The organism is Cupriavidus sp. UYPR2.512 (assembly GCF_000379565.1).
Taxonomy (GTDB): Bacteria; Pseudomonadota; Gammaproteobacteria; order Burkholderiales; family Burkholderiaceae; genus Cupriavidus.
This window is the reverse complement of sequence record NZ_KB902887.1, coordinates 59670-76624: the sequence shown is the minus strand read 5'-3', so window position 1 is coordinate 76624 and position 16955 is coordinate 59670. Positions and strand designations below refer to the sequence as shown.

The following is a 16955-nucleotide window of genomic DNA, read 5'->3' as shown; positions in this document are numbered from 1 at the left end:
CGGCCTTACTGGTTGACCGGCGAGGCCGGGTCGAGCAGCAGCGCCATCACGTCGCGGATCTGGGCCTCGGTCAGGATGCCCTTGTGGCCGAAGCGCGGCATGTTGGAGCAGGCGGCATAGGCGCTGGAGTCCCAGATCTTGCCCCAGGTGTATTTGATGACGTCCTGCGAATTGCCGCGCAGCTTGCCGTACTGGTACAGCGACGGACCGATATTGCCGAACGAGATCTCGGCCTTGGTCATCTGGTGGCAGGCGTAGCAGTTGCCGCCGTTGGTGGCGCCGACCTGGTCGGTGAACTGCATGCCGCGCCCGTTCTGGGCGACCTTTTCGCCTTCCTTCCAGTCGCCCAGCCATTTGTCGTCGGCCGGGTACTTGATCTGCTTGAGCTCGGCGGCCTCGATCTTCTTCGCCACCTTCGCCGGCACCCTGGTGCGGTCCGGGTACTGGCTGCAGGCCTGCTGCATGCCGTCCTGGTTCAGCACGCCCTCGACCGTGACCGGGCCGCGCGACGAGAACGAGTCCTCAATCAGGTGCTTCATGTCGGCGCCGCTGACGGCGGCGGGCTTGCCCTTGGGCGCGCGGGCCTTGGTGCTGTCCTGCGCGTGGGCGCCGGTTGCCAGCAGGGTGGCCAGGGCCGCGACGGCCAGTGCCTGGTGTTGTCGTTGCATGTTGTCTCTCCCGTACTGGTCAGCGCTTCATCGCCGGGCCGTCGTAGGTCCCGCCGTTGGCGTTCTTCGCCAGGAACAGGGTCAGCGCGGTGATCACGTCCGAGCCATAGGCGGGTTCGGGAAAGCGCTGCTGGCGCAGGCAGTCGTACAGCCGGTGCTGCATGGTGCGGACTTCGCCCTGCGAGACGCGGTAGGCGGGCCAGGTGGTGTAGGCCGCCTGCGCGCCCTTGTCGGTCAGCAGGTTGGGTAGGTCCTGCAGGCGGATGCGCTGGCCGTCCACCGCATGGCAGGTGGCGCAGGCAAAGTCATAGGCGCCGCCGCGGTAGAAGAACATCTTCTCGCCCAGCGCATAGGTGCGCTTTTCTTCGGGATGGCTGAGCTGCACGTTCATCTTCACGCCGCGCGACTCGCCGGTCAGGTAGGCCACCAGGCGCTCGATCTCCGACGGCTTGCCCGACGACGAGAACGGGTTCTTCGTTGCCTCATCCTTGGTCAGCCCCTGCAGCGTCATGCGGCAGTAAGCCAGCCGCTGCTCCAGGTCCATCACCTTGCTGGCGTCCTTGAAGTAGCGCGGCAGCTCGGCGTAGGCGCCCTTGGTCACGCCCGGGCCCTTGCCCAGGTCGCACTGTTCCAGCGAGGCGTTCTTCGGGCCGGCCGGCTTCTTCCACAGTTCTTCCCCGGCGGCTTCCCACAGCTCGGCGGGATTGCCTTCAGCCAGCATCTGGCGGTACTTGGCGATTTCTTCGGCGGTGCTGCCCTGCGCATGCACGGCGGCAGCGGAGGCCACCGCAGCGGTGGCCGCCGCGGCCAGCGCCGCGCGCCGGGCCAGGCTTCGGATGGTGTTCATGGGGCATCTCCTCGCGGCCTCGCACCGTGGCGGGCCGTTCTCTCTTTTGTTGCCGGAAGCTACGCCGCCCGGCTCAGGGCTTGATATACGCGTAGCCTTCTTCGGCCTGCAGGCGCGCAATCTCGACCACGCCGGCCGGTACCACCTTGGCGTCCATCAACAGGCTCGATTCCGATATCTTGCGCGCCGTCAGTGTATTGCGGCACACGCGGAACTCCACCCCGGCCGAGGCCAGCGCGCCCACCGGGCCGTCAAAGGTGTTGCCGCGCCCATCCTTGGCGCCTTCGACCAGGAAATCGATGCCGTAGCCTAGCGCCACCACCACGATCCTGGTGCCCGGCGCGCCGCTCAGGTGGTTGCGCAGGTTGCCCATCGCGCGCACCGCCTGGTCGATGCCTTCGGACAGCTGGTATACCACCTTCACGCGCCCGCCCTTGCCAGCAGCCGGGGCAGCCTGCGCCGCCGCCCTGGCGCTCAGGCCGATGGCGGCCAGCGCCGCCGATGCTCGAATAAATGCTCGCCGCATGTTGTTCCTTCCCGCCGGGCCAGTCCCGGCATCCGTCCCGAACCTTAGCAGAGGACGGCGTGGCCTGCCGGCCGCGGAACGGCTGTCAGGCGATGGTCGCTTCGTCGGTGCGCTTGTCGCCCTTGTTGTCGATCCAGGTCACGGCGACCTTGTCGCCCTTGGCGCCGCCCTTGAACTTGAAGTTCAGGAACGGGTCCTTCGACACCGCCGGGCCGAACTGGGCGCGGAACACTTCCTTGCCCTTGCACTGTGCGGTCACGGTCTGGATATGCCAGGCCGGGACGACCTTGCCGGACGTATCCTTGCGCTGGCCGGTTTCCATGTCGTGCTTCATCAGAATCTTGACGTCAACCACGCCGCCGTTTTCGGTGGCGCGTACGCGCATCGGGTCTGCCATGTGTTTCTCCTGTTGCAGTCTGGGAATCTCGATCCGGGGCGCGGCGTCAGCCGCCGCAGCCGCCCAGCGTGACCTTGATTTCCTTCGATGCCACGTACCACTTGCCGCCGGCCTTGACCGCGGCATGCACGACCGAGGTCTGGCCCATCTTCACGCGCGTGGAGACGAACGGCTCGGTGCCGGCCGGGATGACGAAGTCGGCGGCCAGCGTGTTGGGGTTCTTTTCCACCAGGATCGCGATCTGCTCGGTATCCGGGATGGTGCTGGTCACGGCCACCGGCACCACGGCGCCGTTCTCGGCGATATCGGGCGCGGTGAAGGTGATGGCGGTGCTTTTCTCGGTGCCGCTGCCGCCGAGCGCCTTGATCACGTCGGCAACGCTCTTGCCGTCAAAGGCGTTCTTGTTCCACTCGGCCGCCTGCGCTTCGCTGATCAGGCCGGTGGCGGCCATCAGGGACAGGACAGCGGTGACCCGCAGCACTTCTCGTCGTTTGGAATTCATGTTTCTGCTCTCCGGCTACTCCGTTCCAGTCGGTCGATGACCGCTTCAGGGGTGTTGCATGCGACCGGTACATGGCCGGCCGCTGATTGTCCCAGGCCGCGCGGCGTTCGCCGCCCGGCCCGGTGCATCGGCGGACTGCCCGCCCTGGCAGTCGGTCTTATTTGGCGGGGGCGCCAGCCAGCACCCACTCGACCACGGTCTTCAGGTCGGCGTCGCTGACCGCCGCGTTGGCGGGCATCGGCACCGGGCCCCAGACGCCCGAGCCACCGCTCTTGACCTTCTTGGTCAGGGTCGCCAGGGCGTTCTTGTCGCCCTTGTACTTGGCGGCCACGTCCTTGTAGGAAGGACCAACCAGCTTCTTGTCGACCTGGTGGCAACCCATGCAGGCGTTCTTGTTGGCGATCTCCTGTGCCTTGGCGGCATCGACCGCGTGGGCCGATGCGGCGGCGCCGAGCATCAGCGCTGCGATGACAAACTGCTTCATTGTTAAGCTCTCCAAACTCTGTAAAGCCGTGGGGACGGCAAAGGCCGCTGGGCACAACTGCAACTGCCTCGCGGCACACACTGGCCGCCGCCTGGGGGCACTGCGGTGGCCAGTCCGCTATTTTGCCTCAAGAATCCAGCCCACCATGGCCTGCAGGTCCGAATCCGGGATCTGCGGCTGCGGCGGCATCGGCACGCTGCCCCATGCGCCCTGCCCGCCCGCCTTGACCTTGCGCGCCAGCGCGGCATGCGCGTCCTGGCCCTTGTACTTGCCGGCGATGTCGGCAAAGGACGGCCCCACCAGCTTGCGGTCCATCGCGTGGCAGGCCATGCACTGGTACTGGCTGGTGAGCCGCGCGCCTGGCGCGGCCGGTCCGGAAGATGCTGATGCAGCCCTTTTTGATGCGGCATTGCCCGCGGCCACGCCGCGCACCGGGCCGAAGGTCCGCTGCTGCTGCGCCAGCTCGCCATGGGCATCGCGGGCATAGTCCGGTATCGACGAGGCAATCACCACCTTGCTGGCGCAGTCCTTCATGCAGGCCGTATTGCGCGTGTCCGGGCGGCCGCGCCCCGGCCACAGACCGTGGCCGGTGGTCATGCCGTCGCGGTTGGGCATGCGCCGCTGGACCTCGGCGATATTGGCGTCAGACAGCGTGAAGTCGGCCGTGACGATCTCGCCCAGGTTGAGCAGGTAGGCGGTGACCGCGTAGACGTCGTCAGGGCTCAGGCTCTTGGGCGCGTTCCACGGCATGGCGCGGTGGATGTAGTCCCATAGCGTGCTGACGGTGCTGACCTTCATCAACGTGGTGCGGTACGGCTGGTTGCCGGTCATGCCGGCCACGCGGCCGCGCTTGATGTCTTCGGCGGTGGTGCCGCCGACCAGCGGCGTGAACACCTCGTTGGATTCGCCGAAGTCGCCGTGGCACGACGCGCACTTGCCGTCCCAGACCTTCTGCCCCTGCGCCACCGTGCCGCTGCCCCTGGGCAGGCCCTGGAAGTCCGGGCGCACGTCGATGTCCCACGCGGCGACTTCCGCGGGCGTCGCGGTGCGGCCAAGTGCCGCACGCGCGTCGGCCGTGCCCGCCCACGCCGGGGCGGCGCTGATGGCTGCCAGCATGAAGGCGGCGGCGGTCCTGAGCTCAGCCCACGTGGACATTGGACACCTCGCCGCCTGCCGCCACCTGCCAGCTCTGGATCGCGTTGTTGTGGTAGATCGAGCGCGTGCCGCGCACCGCGCGCAGCTGCCCCAGCTTCGGCTGCACGTAGCCGGTGTCGTCGATCGCGCGGCTTTGCAGGATGGCGGGGCCGCCGTCCCAGACCCAGTCCAGGTTGAAGCGCGTCAGGCACTTGGACAGCACCGGCGCCTCCAGCCGCGCGCTGCGCCAGTTGCGCCCGCCGTCGGTCGAGACATCGACACGCCTGATGCGCCCGCGCCCCGACCACGCCAGCCCGCTGATGTTGTAGAAGCCCTTGCCCACCAGTTGCTGCCCGCCCGAAGGCGTGGTGATGACCGACTTGCACTCCTGGATCGAGGTGTACTGGCGCAGCTTGCCGTCCGGCATCATGTCCACGTAGTGGATGGTCTCGTCCTTGGCGTTCCAGGGCTGGTCGCCCAGTTCGAGCCGGCGCAGCCACTTGACCCACGACACCCCCTGCACGCCCGGCACCACCAGCCGCAGCGGATAGCCGTTCTCGGGGCGCAGCATCTCGCCGTTCATGCCCCAGGCAACGAGGATCTCGTCGGCCAGTTCCATCGGGATGGTGCGCGTCATCGACGAGCCATCGCCGCCTTCGGCCAGCAGGTAGCGGCCGCGGCGCAGGTCGGCGCCGGCATCGTCCAGCAGCACCCGCAGCGGCACGCCGGTGAACTCGCAGCACGACAGCATGCCGTGGGTGTACTGGACGGTGGGCACGGCCACGTTGCCCCATTCCATGCCGGTATTGGCGCCGCATTCGATGAAATGCATGCGCGACACCGCCGGCAGGCGCATCAGGTCGTCCATGGTGTAGACCCGCGGCGTGCGCACCAGGCCATTGAGCATCAGGCGGTGACGAGCCGGGTCGATATCGTGCCAGCCCTGGTGGTGACGCTCGAAATGCAGGCCGTTGGGCGTGATGATGCCGAAGAAGCCCTGCAGCGGCGCGAAGGCAACCGAAGCAGCGGAGACGCGCGTCAGGCCCGGCGACTCGCGCCGCACCAGGTTCTTCTCATGCACGGAGGGCTGCCCGTACGGGCGTGCCGCCACCGGCTGGCCGAGCGAGGTGGCCCATGGCTGCGGCTGCAGGATGGCAGGATCGCCGTCGGCCGCCAACGCCTGGCGGCCCGCCGTGGCGGCGGCAATCCCCGCGGCCGCGCCCAGGAAGCTCTTGCGCAGGAAGTCGCGCCGCGGCGCATCCAGGCCGTGCCGGCCGATGTCCTGCTGCAGCGATGCGCTGACGAAGTGCTCGGGCGCGGGCACGATGCGCCCGGGCCGGTTCCGTTCCTGCAAATCGGTCTCCTCCGGCGCGCTCGCCACGGTCCCCCGGACCGGTCGGCGTGCCTGTTGTCGGGCCGCTGCAGCGGGTGCGGCAGCGTTCCGTTTGCCGGAAGAGCTGAGCTAGCCTGCCGTGCGCCGCCTGCGCGCCGGGGCTTCGGGTGCCGGCTGTGCCATGAAGCGGTCGACCACGCCGGAGGACAAGGCGCTGTCCTCCAGCCGGCTCGCCACCTGCACGCAGACCGTGCGGCACAGCTCGATCACGCTTTCGTCCGCAATGGCGTAGAACACCAGGTTCGCCTCCTTGCGGCGCGACAGCACGCCCGAGCGGTACATCGCGTTGAGATGCCGCGACACATTGGTCTGCGACGAACCCACCGTCTCGACCACCGTGCTGACCGGTTTCTCGCCATCGCACAAGGCGTGCAGGATCTTCAGCCGCGTCGGCTCCGCCAACAGGCTGAAGTAGCCCGATACCTTTTCGAATACGCGATCCAGCTCTTCCATGGCGTCTAATATATTCGTATATGCGTGAATGCGCATATAGTGTTTACCCACTGATGCAGCACAGCATATGGATGTTCGGTCGGATCAGCGGCGCGCCAGCGCCCTGCCCGTCCACAGGCGCTGGCCGTACACATTGACCAGCAGCCCGGCCATCACCACTGCCGCGCCCGCCCACTGCGCGCCGGAAAGGTCTTCGCCCAGCAGCACATGCGCCGACACCAGCCCCACCACCGGCACCAGCAGCGTCAGCGGCGCCACCTGGCTGGCCGGGTAGCGCGTCAGCAGCCGGCCCCACATGGTGTAGCCAAACACCGTCGCCGCAAAGGCCAGGTAGGCCACGGCAAACACGGCCATGCCCGACACGTGGGTGAGGCTCTGCGCGATGCGCGCCGGGCCCTCGACCCACAGCGACAGCAGCGCGAAGGGCACGATCGGGATCAGCGCGCCCCAGATCACCAACCCCAGCAGGTCGACCGGGCCGATCGTCTTGCTGACGATATTGCCGCTGGCCCAGCAAAAGGCCGCGCACAGCGTCAATACAAAGCCCGCCACGCTCATGCCGCCCGCGCTGCCGGCGCCGGCCCCGATCAAGGCGAGCCCGCCCGCCGCCACCGCCATGCCCGCAATGTTGTGCCAGCGCACCGGCTCGCCCAGCCACATCGCCGCAATGGCCAGCGTGAAGAAGGCCTGCGACTGCAGCACCAGCGAGGCCAGTCCGGCCGGCATGCCGACCGCCATGGCGTAGAACAGGAAGGCGAACTGGCCCAGGCTGATGGTGACGCCGTAGGCCAGCAGCAGCCGCCACGGCACGCGCGGGCGTGGCACGAAGAAGATCGCCGGAAACGCCACCAGCAGGAAGCGCAGCGCACCCAGCAGCATCGGCGGCACGCCCGCCAGGCCAACTTTGATGACGACGAAGTTGACGCCCCAGACACAGACAATGGCGAGGGCGAGGAGACGGTCTCTGGCTTGCATGAGGGGGCTGGGGGACGGCCCGGCGGAGTGCCGGACGAAACCCATAGGGTAGCAGCCCGCGGCCTTCGAGGCTCGCCCCTGCCGCGCGGCGGGGCGAGCCGTCCTGCCCCTACCCCAGCATCTCCGCCCAGATGCCCTTTGCCCACGCCAGTGCGTAGTCGCCTTCGAGCTGGTTCGGCGCCTCCGACAGCCCGCCCGATCCCGGCACCGTGACCATGGTCTTCTGCGCCGCGTCATAGCGATGCACGCTGGCCACGTGCACCGCCTCGCGGTCGGAGGTGAAGCTGTAGCAGGTGTTGTTGTAGAGCGGCTGCGGGTCGGGTGCCCGGCCCGACAGCAGCGCGACCATGGCCGCGGCCGCGACCTTGCCATGCTGGTTGGCCATATGGCCCGACTTGGGCATCAGCGGCGCGATCTGGATGGCATCGCCGATCACGTGGATATTGGACGCGGCGCGCGACTCGAAGGTGACGAAATCCACTTCGCACCACTTGCCATTGGCCGTGGCCAGCCCCGCCGATACCGCGATCGCGCCGGCGCGCTGGGGCGGCAGCACATTGAGCACATCGGCGCGCTCGTCGTCCTGCACCTCGAACTTGAGCGTGCGCGTGGCGGGGTCCACATCCACCGCGTTGAACTGCGGCCGGTATTCCACCAGGCCCGGGTACTGCGACGCCCACACCTTGCGGAACAGCCCGGCCTTGGAGGTGATGTCCGGGTTGGCATCGAGGATCAGCACCTTGCTGCGCGGCTTGTGCTGCCTGAAGTAGTACGCCACCTGGCAGGCGCGCTCGTACGGTCCCGGCGGGCAGCGGTACGGCGCCAGCGGGATGCTGATGGCATAGGTGCCGCCGTCCGGCATGGCCTCCAGCTGGCGGCGCAGCGCCACGGTCTGCGGGCCGGCCTTCCAGGCGTGCAGGATCTGGTCGCCGCCGGGCTGCGTCAGTCCGGGCAGCGCATCGCTCATCATTTCGACGCCGGGCGACAGCAGCAGGCGGTCGTACGGCAGCGTGGAGCCGCCCGCGAGGCGCACGGTCCGTTTGGCCGGGTCGATGGCCACGGCGGTATCGCGCACCAGCCGCACGCCGTGGCGGCGCACCAGGGCGTCGTACGGCAAGGTCAGGTCCGCCAGCTGCCGGCTGCCGCCGAGCACCAGGTTCGACAGCGGGCAGGAGATAAAGGCCGGATTGGGTTCGACCAGCGTGACCTCGATCGCCTGCCCGCTCCACTCGCGCAGGTAGCGCGCAGCGGTGGCGCCGCCGTAGCCGCCACCCACCACCACCACCTTGGCCGGCGCCGCGGCGCGTGCCGCCCTGACCCCGACCGAGCCCAGTACTGCGGCGCCCGCGGCGCCCAGGAAGCTTCGTCTTTGCATTGGTCGTCCCCTGCTGTCAGCGCACCGCGGCGAACCACGCCGTGATGGCCGCGATCTGGTCGTCGCTGTAGCCCTTGGCAATCTGGTGCATCACCGTGGCGGGCCGCGCGCCGGCCTTGAAGGCCTGCATCTGCCCGGCCAGTTCCGCTTGCGGGCGGCCGGCCAGCGGCGGGATTGTGCTGCCCGCCGGCGCACGCCCGGCAGGGCCGTGGCAGCTGGTGCAGGCGGCGGCCTGGCTGCGCGCGCGCAGCGCGGCATCGGTGGCAGGGGCGGCGCGGTCTGCCGACAGCGACGGCTGGACGCCGCACAGCGCCGCGGCCAGCAGCGCCAGCCGCAGCAACACAGCGGGCCGGGGGAAGATTGTCATGGTCTCGTTCCGTGTGGGGGCCGGCGCTGGATTCCGCTGGGGGGCGGCCGGCGTGGCAACCGTAGCACATCGGGCGGGGACGGTGTGCGCTGAAAACCGCAGAAGGACAAACGGCGTCCGCATGAGCGGACGCCGTCGAGATCGACCCCGGACGCCGGACGGGGCGCGGGCTCAGGGCAGGCTGCGCCCCGGCGGCAGCGTCACCGGCGCAGTCACCGGCGCGGCGACCGGGCTGGTGGTCGCCGTGGTGCCAGCGGCGGCACCGGCCGGCGCATCGACCGGACCGCCCACGCCCGGCACCGACTGCACCGGCGCCGGCGTGCCGACATTGCCGTCGAACGACGGGTTTTGCGAAGAGGAAGCTGAGTCCAGGCGCGCGCGCTCGGTGTCGTTGACGTAGTCGAAGGCCTTGACCACCTTGGTCACGCCCGAGGCATTGCGCGCCACGTCGGTGGCGCGGTCGCCCTCGGCGGCGGTGACCACGCCCAGCAGGTAGACCACGCTCTTCTCGGTGGTGACCTTGATCGAGTTGGACGGCACGCCCTCGGCGGTCATCAGCAGGGTCTTGACCTTGCTGGTCAGGTAGGCGTCCTGGCTCTGGGTCATGAAGCCCGGCGAGTTGACGACCTCCAGCTCATTGATCACCACGCGCGCATTCTGCAGGCCGCGCACATACTGCTCGACCTGCTGCTTGACGGTGTCGTTGCTGGCTTCGCCGGTCAGCAGCACCTTGCGGTTGAACACGGTCACGTTGACGCGGGCCTGGCCACTGTAGCGCGAGTTGATGGTGTTCTCGGCCTCGAGCTGCAGGCCGCGGTCCACGGTCTGGGTGGCGGCCGGGCGGCGGTCGGTGGCCATGGCCACGCCGGTCCCCATGGCGCCGGCGATCACGGGGAAGCAGCCGGCCAGCTGGGTGGCGCAGACCAGCACGGCCGCCGCGGCCAGGCTGGCGCGGCCAAGGCCGGCGGTGCGGGAAGGATGGCGCGCGCCGGCGCCGTTCCGGGGGGCTTGCGTAGTGGGCAGGTTCGTCATGCGGTCCTTGCTGTGGCTGGATGTTGGGAATGGTTGGAAGGGCAGGATCAGGCTTCCCCGAGCAGTGCCTCGTCGATGCCGTCGCACAGGCAGTGCAGGGTCAGCAGGTGCACTTCCTGGATGCGCGCGGTGCGCTCGCTCGGCACGCACAGGTGGATATCGAATTCATCGAGCAGGCCGGCGATGGTGCCGCCGCCCTTGCCGGTCAGCGCGACCACGGCCATCTCGCGCTGGCGCGCGGCTTCCATGGCGGCGATCACGTTGGCCGAATTGCCCGAGGTGGAAAGCGCCAGCAGGATGTCGCCGGGCTGGCCCAGCGCCTCGACCTGCTTGGAAAACACCTTGCTGAAGTCATAGTCGTTGCCGATCGCGGTCAGGATCGAGCTGTCGGTGGTCAGTGCGATCGCGGCCAGGCCCGGGCGCTCGCGCTCGAAGCGCCCGACCAGTTCGGCGGCAAAGTGCTGCGCATCGGCTGCGGAGCCGCCGTTGCCGCAGGCCAGGATCTTGTTGCCGCTGGTCAGCGCGCCGACCATGCGTTCCACGGCGGCGTTGATATAAGGGGCCATCACCGCCGCGGCCTGTCGCTTGGTTTCGGCGCTGTCTAGAAACTGTTGCTGGATACTGTCGATACTCATGGCTCTGGGGGCCTTGTTGTTGCCATTGCGATCCGCGGATCGTACCTTAGGGTCTGCCGCGCATTATGAACCAGCCCCGGCGGCATCCTGGTCAAAGGCATGCTGCAGCCAGTCCAGCCGGCCGGGTTCCAGGGCCACCACGTCGAAGCGGCATGGCGGCACCTGCGCCAGCGTGGCCAGGTAGTGCGCGGCCGCCAGCAGCACGCGGCGTTGCTTGGCCGGCGTGACGCTGGCGGCCGCGCCGCCGAAGCCCTGGCCGCTGCGCTGGCGCACCTCCACGAACACCAGCGTGCCGTCCGGCGCGCGCATGACCAGGTCGATCTCGCCGCCTTTGCAGCGATAATTGCGAACCACGGGCTCCAGGCCCTGGCGCCGCAGGTATGCCAGGGCCCGGTCCTCCGCCTGCGCACCGCGTAGCTGTGTGGTTTGCAACTGCGTGGTGGATTTGAATGATCGCATCAACGGAAGTTCTCAAGCATGAGTGACTGGATCTCCCTGGCGGCCAGCCAGTCCTACCCGGCCGGCACCCTTTATGTGGTGGCCACGCCCATCGGCAACGTCGCCGACCTGTCGCTGCGCGCGCTGCATGTGCTCGGCCTGGCCGACGCCGTGGCCTGCGAAGACACCCGCAATACCGGCCAGCTGCTGTCGCGCGTGGGCTTGCATCGGCCGCTGATGGCCGTGCACGAGCACAACGAGCGCGAGGCTGCGGGCCGCATCGCGGCGCGCCTGGCGGCCGGCGAGCGCATCGCCTACGTCTCGGACGCCGGCACGCCGGGCATCTCCGACCCGGGTGCGCGCCTGGTCGAGGCGGTGCGCGGCGCCGGCCATCCGGTGGTGCCGCTGCCCGGCCCCAGTGCCGCGGTGGCCGCGCTGTCGGTGGCGGGCGACATGCTCGATGCCGGCGAGGGCCGCTTCACCTTTGCCGGCTTCCTGCCCAGCAAGCCCAGGGCGCGCACCGAGGCCATCGCCCGGCTGGCGGCGCTGGACCACGCCTGGGTCTGCTACGAGGCGCCGCACCGCATCGCCGACACGCTGGCCGCGCTGGCCGCGGGCCTGCCAGGCGAGCGCCGGCTGCTGGTCGGGCGTGAACTGACCAAGCTGTTCGAGGACATCGCGGTGCTGCCGGTGGCGCAGGCGCCGGCCTGGCTGGCCGCCGACCCGAACCGGGCCAAGGGGGAATTCGTGCTGGTGGTGGAAGGCGCTGGCGCGGCAACTGCCGCGGATGGCTTGCCGGATGCCGAAGCCCAGCGCGTGCTGGCGCTGCTGCTGGCGGAGTTGCCGGCCAAGCGCGCCGCCAAGCTGGCGGCCGCGATTACCGGGGCCGGCACCGATGCGCTCTACCAGCTGGCGCTGGCACAGCGCGCGGGGCGGGCAGAGGACTGACGCGGCCCGTGCATGGTCCCGGGGTTGGGAGGAGGAAGGTGAAGCAGAGGTGTCAGCGCGCGGCGGCATGCGGCGGCGCTGCCCTTGTCAGCGCCGTGTGCGCTTGACGGTCTTGCCGCTGGCCCTGGTCGACTTGCGCGCCTTGGCGGGCGCCAGCGAGTTGGCCAGTTCCGGCACGGATACGTCGTCGTCGCCGCTGCCGTCGCCGGCCTCGGTGCCGCCGGCATCGACCTGCGGACCCAGCGCGGCCACTTCAGTGCGCGTCAGGCGGCGGATTTCGACGTTCGTCGCGCCGCGTTCGACAAAGCCGAGGCGGCGTGCAGCGCCGAAGGACACGTCCAGTACACGGTTGCCGTGGTACGGCCCGCGGTCATTGATGCGAAGCACTGCTACCTTGTTATTGCGCAGGTTGCGCACCAGCACCCAGCTGTCGAGCGGCAGCGAAGGATGGGCGGCGGTCATGGCGCGCATGTCGAAGCGTTCGCCGTTGGCGGTCTTGCGGCCGTGGAATCCCTTGCCGTACCAGGACGCGACGCCGCGCTGCTCGAACGTGCCGACGTCTGCGCGCAGGCCCTCCAGCGAGCTGCCGCTGCGGCCTTCGTCCGCGTCATAGCCGAACAGGTTCCAGCTGCCGCTGTCCGAGGCACGCGCGGACTTGTCGGCGTCGGTGCGATCGGTCTTGCCGGCCTTGCCGTTCTTTGCCGCGCGCGTGGGCACGGCGCCAGCGTTATCGTTGCTTGCGTGGTCGCCTTCAGGGGGCGTGGCACAGGCAGCCAGCACCACGGCGCACGCGGTGCATGCGCCGAGCTTGGCCAGCCGTTGCCAGCGCTTAACGAGAGCGGAGATCCGTAACATGGGCGGCAGTCTAACATTGACCCTATACGACTATCCCTTTCATTTTGTTACGAAATCTGTACGATTTCGCACCATCGTGGCCTATCTGCCCGGAATCCCGCTTGTGGCAAGGGATTCCCGCCCGAGACGGGGCTTTTGTGCGGGTAATGCATGATGCACACAACTTGCATCGGGGCGGTGTATCGCCGCCCGGCGCTACAATGCTGGGCACTGCCCGGCGTCCGTGCGGGCCAGTCCGTGGCGCCCGGCCAGAAGGCGCCTGGCGCACAAGAAATCTTCCATGAAAGCCCTGCTCATTCCTGTCACGCCCTTCCAGCAAAACTGTTCGCTGCTGATCGATGAAAGCACCGGCCGCGCCGCCGTCTGCGATCCCGGCGGCGACCTGGATCGCATCCGCGAGGCAGTCAGGGAGCAAGGCGTCACGCTGGAAAAGATCTTCCTGACACATGGCCATGTCGATCACTGCGCCGGCGCCGCGGCGCTCGCGCGCGAGCTGGGCATCCCGATCGAAGGCCCGCAGCAGGACGAGCGCTTCTGGATCGAGCAGCTGCCCGAGCAGACGCGCCGCTTCGGCTTCGGCCACGCCGAGAGCTTCGAGCCAGACCGCTGGCTGGAGAACGGCGACACCGTGCAGTTCGGCAACGAGACCCTGGAGGTCTACCACTGCCCCGGCCACACGCCCGGCCACGTGGTGTTCTTCTCGCGCGCCAGCCGGCTGGCCGTGGTGGGCGACGTGCTGTTCGCCGGCTCGATCGGCCGCACCGACTTTCCGCGCGGCAACCACGCCGACCTGATCCGCTCGATCCGCACGCGGCTGTGGCCGCTGGGCGAGGACGTGACCTTCATCCCCGGGCACGGCCCGGTCTCCACCTTCGGCGAGGAACGCCGCAACAACCCGTTCGTGGCCGATCACCTGATCGACGTGGGCTGAGGCCGTGGCCAAGCGACAGGCGCCCGACACCCGCCCGGAAATCTACGTCAGCACCGACGTGGAGGCCGACGGCCCGATCCCGGGCCCGCATTCGATGCTGTCTTTCGCGTCCGCGGCGATGCTGGCGGACAAGACCGTGGTGGGCACGTTCTCCGCCAACCTCGAAACCCTGCCCGGCGCCGCCGGCCACCCGGTACAGATGCAGTGGTGGCAAACCCAGCCCGAAGCCTGGAGCGCCTGCCGGCGCGACCTGCAGCGCCCCGAGGACGCCATGGTCCGCTATGTCGAATGGGTCGAGAGCCTGCCCGGCAAGCCGGTCTTCGTGGCCTTCCCGGCCGGCTTCGATTTCACCTGGATGTTCTGGTACATGATGCGGTTCGCCGGGCGCTCGCCCTTTGGCTGGGCCGCCCTCGACATCAAGACGCTGGGCTTTGCGCTGACCGGGCGCCCCTATCGCAAGACTGTCAAGGCGGCCTTCCCGGCGGCCTGGATGGATCCGCTGCCGCATACCCATGTGGCGCTGGACGATGCACTCGAACAGGGTGCGCTGTTCTGCAACATGCTGGCTACGCTGCGCGAGCGCGAGGCCGCACTGGCCAGCCTGGCACCCGAAGCGCCAACGAACGCTAGCGAGCCCTCACCTCCGTCCGGACAACCCTGAACCGGTTGCTGCATTGCGGCAATCGGGGCGGCACGCCCCTTGCAGACTTGCGTTCGCTTCTGACGCCAGCGCGCCTATAGTAGAAGCGGATATGGCGTACCGGGCGAAACGAGCCACAGATCATCCGGCGCACTTGCGCAGCCACGCCATATGCCGTTTGAGCCATGTTGCCCGGATCGCGCGGCGCCTGCCGAGGAGGTGTCGATCATGCGTTTTCATACCGACCTGCACTTGAGAGACCTGGCCGGCCGGATCCATTGGCCGCATGCCACGCGGGGCGACACGCCCATTACCCATCGACACACCTCGGATGAGGACGCCGAAGTCGCCAAGGCCACGCTATACGTCAGCACGGTGACGCTGGTGGTGCTGCTGGTCGTGCTGGCGGCCATTGCTTTCGGTCAGGAGGCCATGCACTGGCTGGGTGTTCATTAGACGACCCGCCTGAAGCTGTTTGCCTCAAGCACCGGCCGGCCCCCACAGCCGTGGGGGCCGGTTTTATTTGGCGCTGTATCAGGCTGGCTCAGGCCAGCAGCGGCGCCACGTTCTCGGGTGGGCGGCCGATCGCGGCGCGGCGGTCGCGCACCACCACCGGACGCTGCAACAGGATCGGGTTGTCGGCCACGGCGGCCAGCAGCTCGGCCTCGGTCAGGCCGGGATCGGCCAGCCCCAGTTCGGCATACGGCGCTTCGTTGTCGCGCAGCATCTCGCGCACGGGCACGCCCAGCATGGTGTGCAACTGGCGCAGCGTGGCCAGCGACGGCGGCTCTTTCAGGTATTCCACGATTTCCACAGGCTCGCCCAGCCGCTCGCTGGCGGCCTGGACCAGGGCGAGCGTTTCGCGCGACTTGGAGCAGCGGGGGTTGTGGTAGATGGTGATCATGGCAGGGTCCTTTCTTGTCGTTGCTGTGCCCAGCCCCGGGGCGTTGGCACTAATGCGGTGCAAATCAATCCGCACTATATACAAGACACCGGGCCTCGCGCAGCATCAGGCTGGTGCATGTGCCCGGCACGCATCCTGCGTTGCCCCAAGTCCTTGCACAGGGCGCCATTCCCGATGACTTCCACCATCCTTTCCGCCACGACGCCGTCCGCCGGCGCGCGCAAACCCTTCACCCTGCGCGACGCCACGCCCGCCGACGTTCCCGCCATCCACGCCATCTACGCGCACCATGTGCTGCACGGCCGCGCCTCGTTCGAAGAAACGCCGCCGAGCCTGGACGAGATGCAGCTGCGTTTTGCCGAAGTGCACGGCAAGGGCCTGCCCTACCTGGTCGCAGTGCGTGACGGCGAGGTGCTGGGCTACGCCTATGCATCGTCCTACCGCGCGCGCAGCGCGTACCGCTTTGCCATCGAGGACTCGATCTATATCGACCACCGCCGCGTCGGCGAGGGCCTGGGCCAGGCCCTGCTGGCCGAACTGGTCGCCCGCTGCGAGACCGGGCCGTGGCGCCAGATGGTCGCCGTGATCGCCTGCACCGCAGGCGGCGAAGGCGCCGGTTCGTTGGCCGTGCATGAGCGGCTGGGCTTCCGCACCGTCGGCCGGCTGGAGGCGGTGGGGCTCAAGCACGGGCAGTGGATCGACACAGTGCTGATGCAGCGGATGCTTGGGGCGGGGGCGAGGACGCTGCCGGCATAGGCGGAATCGGCTGCGGCAAGTTCAGACGTGTCTTATAGGCGCGAAGGTGTCCTGGTATCGACAATGCCTATACTTTGTCATTACAAGGACTTGGGACATGCTTGGGTCGGAAGAAACCACGTTCATTCTCACGCTGAACCCGCAATTGCGTGACGCATTCATAGCCGAGGCCACAGCTGAAGGCCTTACCGCCTCGCAAGTTGCTGAGGCGCTGATGCGCGAGTATCTGGCGCGGCGCCAGCAAGCCCGCGACGACGAGGCCCTTTTCCAGCAGATGGTTGAGGAAGGCAGGGCTTCAATGCGTGCCGGCATCGGCATTCCAAACGAGCAGGTGGAAGCCGAGTCCGCTGAGTGGTGTTCAGCGATATTGCGGAAAGCTTGAGGCTTATATGGGCGCCACAGGCACTGCGACAACGTACAGCCATCCGGAGCTTCATCGCACAGCATGATCCGGTTGCCGCTGTCTGGATGGAAAAGCGGTTCAATGAGGCGGCTGCGCGGCTGCAGAAGTTTCCTGAACTTGGGACGGCAGGCCGCTCGCCGAGCGCTCGTGAATTCGTGGCGCACGAGCACTACAGACTGATTTATGAACTCAACGACGGCGTGATCTGGATTGTGGGGATCGCGCACACGTCGCGGCGTCCTTCCTGGGGTGCAACATGATGTTGGCAACCTGCACGGCAGGTCGAGAATAG

24 protein-coding genes are annotated in these 16955 nt (G+C 68.4%); 7 read left to right on the top strand and 17 right to left on the bottom strand.

Going from position 1 to position 16955, the window contains the following annotated elements; genetic code table 11:
* Positions 1–5 precede the first annotated feature (5 nt).
* From soxX to A3A5_RS0108395, 15 genes are all read right to left on the bottom strand, one after another.
* A complete protein-coding gene (soxX, locus tag A3A5_RS0108465) occupies positions 6–668 on the bottom strand; it encodes a sulfur oxidation c-type cytochrome SoxX (protein WP_018310166.1) in 663 nt (220 codons plus the stop codon).
* Positions 669–687: 19 nt separating this feature from the next.
* On the bottom strand, positions 688–1515 hold the full coding sequence (gene soxA / locus A3A5_RS0108460; RefSeq protein WP_018310165.1) for a sulfur oxidation c-type cytochrome SoxA: 828 nt from the start codon (positions 1513–1515) through the stop codon (positions 688–690).
* A gap of 73 nt (positions 1516–1588) precedes the next feature.
* Positions 1589–2041 (bottom strand): DsrE family protein, encoded by a 453-nt coding sequence (locus A3A5_RS0108455; protein ID WP_018310164.1) that lies wholly within the window; start codon positions 2039–2041, stop codon positions 1589–1591.
* Positions 2042–2126: 85 nt separating this feature from the next.
* Entirely contained in the window at positions 2127–2438 is a 312-nt protein-coding gene (soxZ, locus tag A3A5_RS0108450; RefSeq protein ID WP_018310163.1) for a thiosulfate oxidation carrier complex protein SoxZ, read from the bottom strand.
* A gap of 46 nt (positions 2439–2484) precedes the next feature.
* Entirely contained in the window at positions 2485–2940 is a 456-nt protein-coding gene (gene soxY, locus A3A5_RS0108445; RefSeq protein ID WP_013958319.1) for a thiosulfate oxidation carrier protein SoxY, read from the bottom strand.
* 157 nt (positions 2941–3097) lie between these two features.
* Complete coding sequence (locus A3A5_RS0108440; RefSeq protein ID WP_013958320.1) at positions 3098–3424, bottom strand: c-type cytochrome; 327 nt, start codon at positions 3422–3424, stop codon at positions 3098–3100.
* Between the two features lie 117 nt (positions 3425–3541).
* Entirely contained in the window at positions 3542–4579 is a 1038-nt protein-coding gene (locus tag A3A5_RS0108435; RefSeq protein ID WP_018310161.1) for a c-type cytochrome, read from the bottom strand.
* Positions 4563–5912: a sulfite dehydrogenase gene (gene soxC / locus A3A5_RS0108430; protein ID WP_018310160.1), complete on the bottom strand. Its 1350-nt coding sequence runs from the start codon at positions 5910–5912 to the stop codon at positions 4563–4565. Before soxC ends, A3A5_RS0108435 begins: the two co-directional genes overlap by 17 nt.
* A gap of 108 nt (positions 5913–6020) precedes the next feature.
* Positions 6021–6440, bottom strand: a complete 420-nt coding sequence (locus A3A5_RS0108425) for a metalloregulator ArsR/SmtB family transcription factor (protein ID WP_013958323.1) — start codon at positions 6438–6440, stop codon at positions 6021–6023.
* Between the two features lie 48 nt (positions 6441–6488).
* Entirely contained in the window at positions 6489–7379 is an 891-nt protein-coding gene (locus A3A5_RS0108420) for an EamA family transporter (protein ID WP_026200581.1), read from the bottom strand.
* 109 nt (positions 7380–7488) lie between these two features.
* On the bottom strand, positions 7489–8754 hold the full coding sequence (locus tag A3A5_RS0108415) for an NAD(P)/FAD-dependent oxidoreductase (RefSeq protein ID WP_018310157.1): 1266 nt from the start codon (positions 8752–8754) through the stop codon (positions 7489–7491).
* 16 nt (positions 8755–8770) lie between these two features.
* Positions 8771–9121, bottom strand: coding sequence for a c-type cytochrome (locus tag A3A5_RS0108410; RefSeq protein WP_026200580.1), 351 nt, complete (start codon positions 9119–9121; stop codon positions 8771–8773).
* 171 nt (positions 9122–9292) lie between these two features.
* Complete coding sequence (locus A3A5_RS0108405) at positions 9293–10153, bottom strand: BON domain-containing protein (RefSeq protein WP_018310155.1); 861 nt, start codon at positions 10151–10153, stop codon at positions 9293–9295.
* A 47-nt stretch (positions 10154–10200) separates the two neighbouring features.
* Positions 10201–10788 carry a phosphoheptose isomerase gene (locus tag A3A5_RS0108400; protein ID WP_018310154.1) on the bottom strand — a complete coding sequence of 196 codons (588 nt, stop codon included), beginning with the start codon at positions 10786–10788 and terminating at the stop codon, positions 10201–10203.
* A 63-nt stretch (positions 10789–10851) separates the two neighbouring features.
* Positions 10852–11247 (bottom strand): YraN family protein, encoded by a 396-nt coding sequence (locus A3A5_RS0108395; protein ID WP_018310153.1) that lies wholly within the window; start codon positions 11245–11247, stop codon positions 10852–10854.
* 18 nt (positions 11248–11265) lie between these two features.
* Here A3A5_RS0108395 and rsmI point away from each other — a divergent pair, with 18 nt between their 5' ends.
* A complete protein-coding gene (gene rsmI / locus A3A5_RS0108390) occupies positions 11266–12174 on the top strand; it encodes a 16S rRNA (cytidine(1402)-2'-O)-methyltransferase (RefSeq protein ID WP_018310152.1) in 909 nt (302 codons plus the stop codon).
* An 87-nt stretch (positions 12175–12261) separates the two neighbouring features.
* Here rsmI and A3A5_RS0108385 read toward each other — a convergent pair whose 3' ends face one another.
* Positions 12262–13029 (bottom strand): septal ring lytic transglycosylase RlpA family protein, encoded by a 768-nt coding sequence (locus A3A5_RS0108385; protein ID WP_026200579.1) that lies wholly within the window; start codon positions 13027–13029, stop codon positions 12262–12264.
* A 280-nt stretch (positions 13030–13309) separates the two neighbouring features.
* Between A3A5_RS0108385 and A3A5_RS0108380 the strand changes: the two genes are divergently transcribed.
* From A3A5_RS0108380 to A3A5_RS0108370, 3 genes are all read left to right on the top strand, one after another.
* Positions 13310–13960 carry an MBL fold metallo-hydrolase gene (locus A3A5_RS0108380; RefSeq protein ID WP_018310150.1) on the top strand — a complete coding sequence of 217 codons (651 nt, stop codon included), beginning with the start codon at positions 13310–13312 and terminating at the stop codon, positions 13958–13960.
* 4 nt (positions 13961–13964) lie between these two features.
* A complete protein-coding gene (locus tag A3A5_RS0108375) occupies positions 13965–14621 on the top strand; it encodes an exonuclease (RefSeq protein WP_018310149.1) in 657 nt (218 codons plus the stop codon).
* A 207-nt stretch (positions 14622–14828) separates the two neighbouring features.
* Positions 14829–15056, top strand: coding sequence for a hypothetical protein (locus A3A5_RS0108370; RefSeq protein WP_018310148.1), 228 nt, complete (start codon positions 14829–14831; stop codon positions 15054–15056).
* Between the two features lie 88 nt (positions 15057–15144).
* Here the strand turns inward: A3A5_RS0108370 and arsC are convergent, their stop codons facing one another.
* Positions 15145–15504 carry an arsenate reductase (glutaredoxin) gene (gene arsC, locus A3A5_RS0108365; RefSeq protein WP_018310147.1) on the bottom strand — a complete coding sequence of 120 codons (360 nt, stop codon included), beginning with the start codon at positions 15502–15504 and terminating at the stop codon, positions 15145–15147.
* Between the two features lie 174 nt (positions 15505–15678).
* Between arsC and A3A5_RS0108360 the strand changes: the two genes are divergently transcribed.
* From A3A5_RS0108360 to A3A5_RS40990, 3 genes are all read left to right on the top strand, one after another.
* A complete protein-coding gene (locus tag A3A5_RS0108360; protein WP_018310146.1) occupies positions 15679–16260 on the top strand; it encodes a GNAT family N-acetyltransferase in 582 nt (193 codons plus the stop codon).
* 97 nt (positions 16261–16357) lie between these two features.
* Positions 16358–16642 (top strand): antitoxin, encoded by a 285-nt coding sequence (locus A3A5_RS0108355; RefSeq protein WP_018310145.1) that lies wholly within the window; start codon positions 16358–16360, stop codon positions 16640–16642.
* Positions 16612–16923, top strand: coding sequence for a type II toxin-antitoxin system RelE/ParE family toxin (locus A3A5_RS40990; RefSeq protein ID WP_085958708.1), 312 nt, complete (start codon positions 16612–16614; stop codon positions 16921–16923). The genes A3A5_RS0108355 and A3A5_RS40990 overlap by 31 nt, the downstream gene beginning before the upstream one ends.
* Positions 16924–16955: the final 32 nt, after the last annotated feature.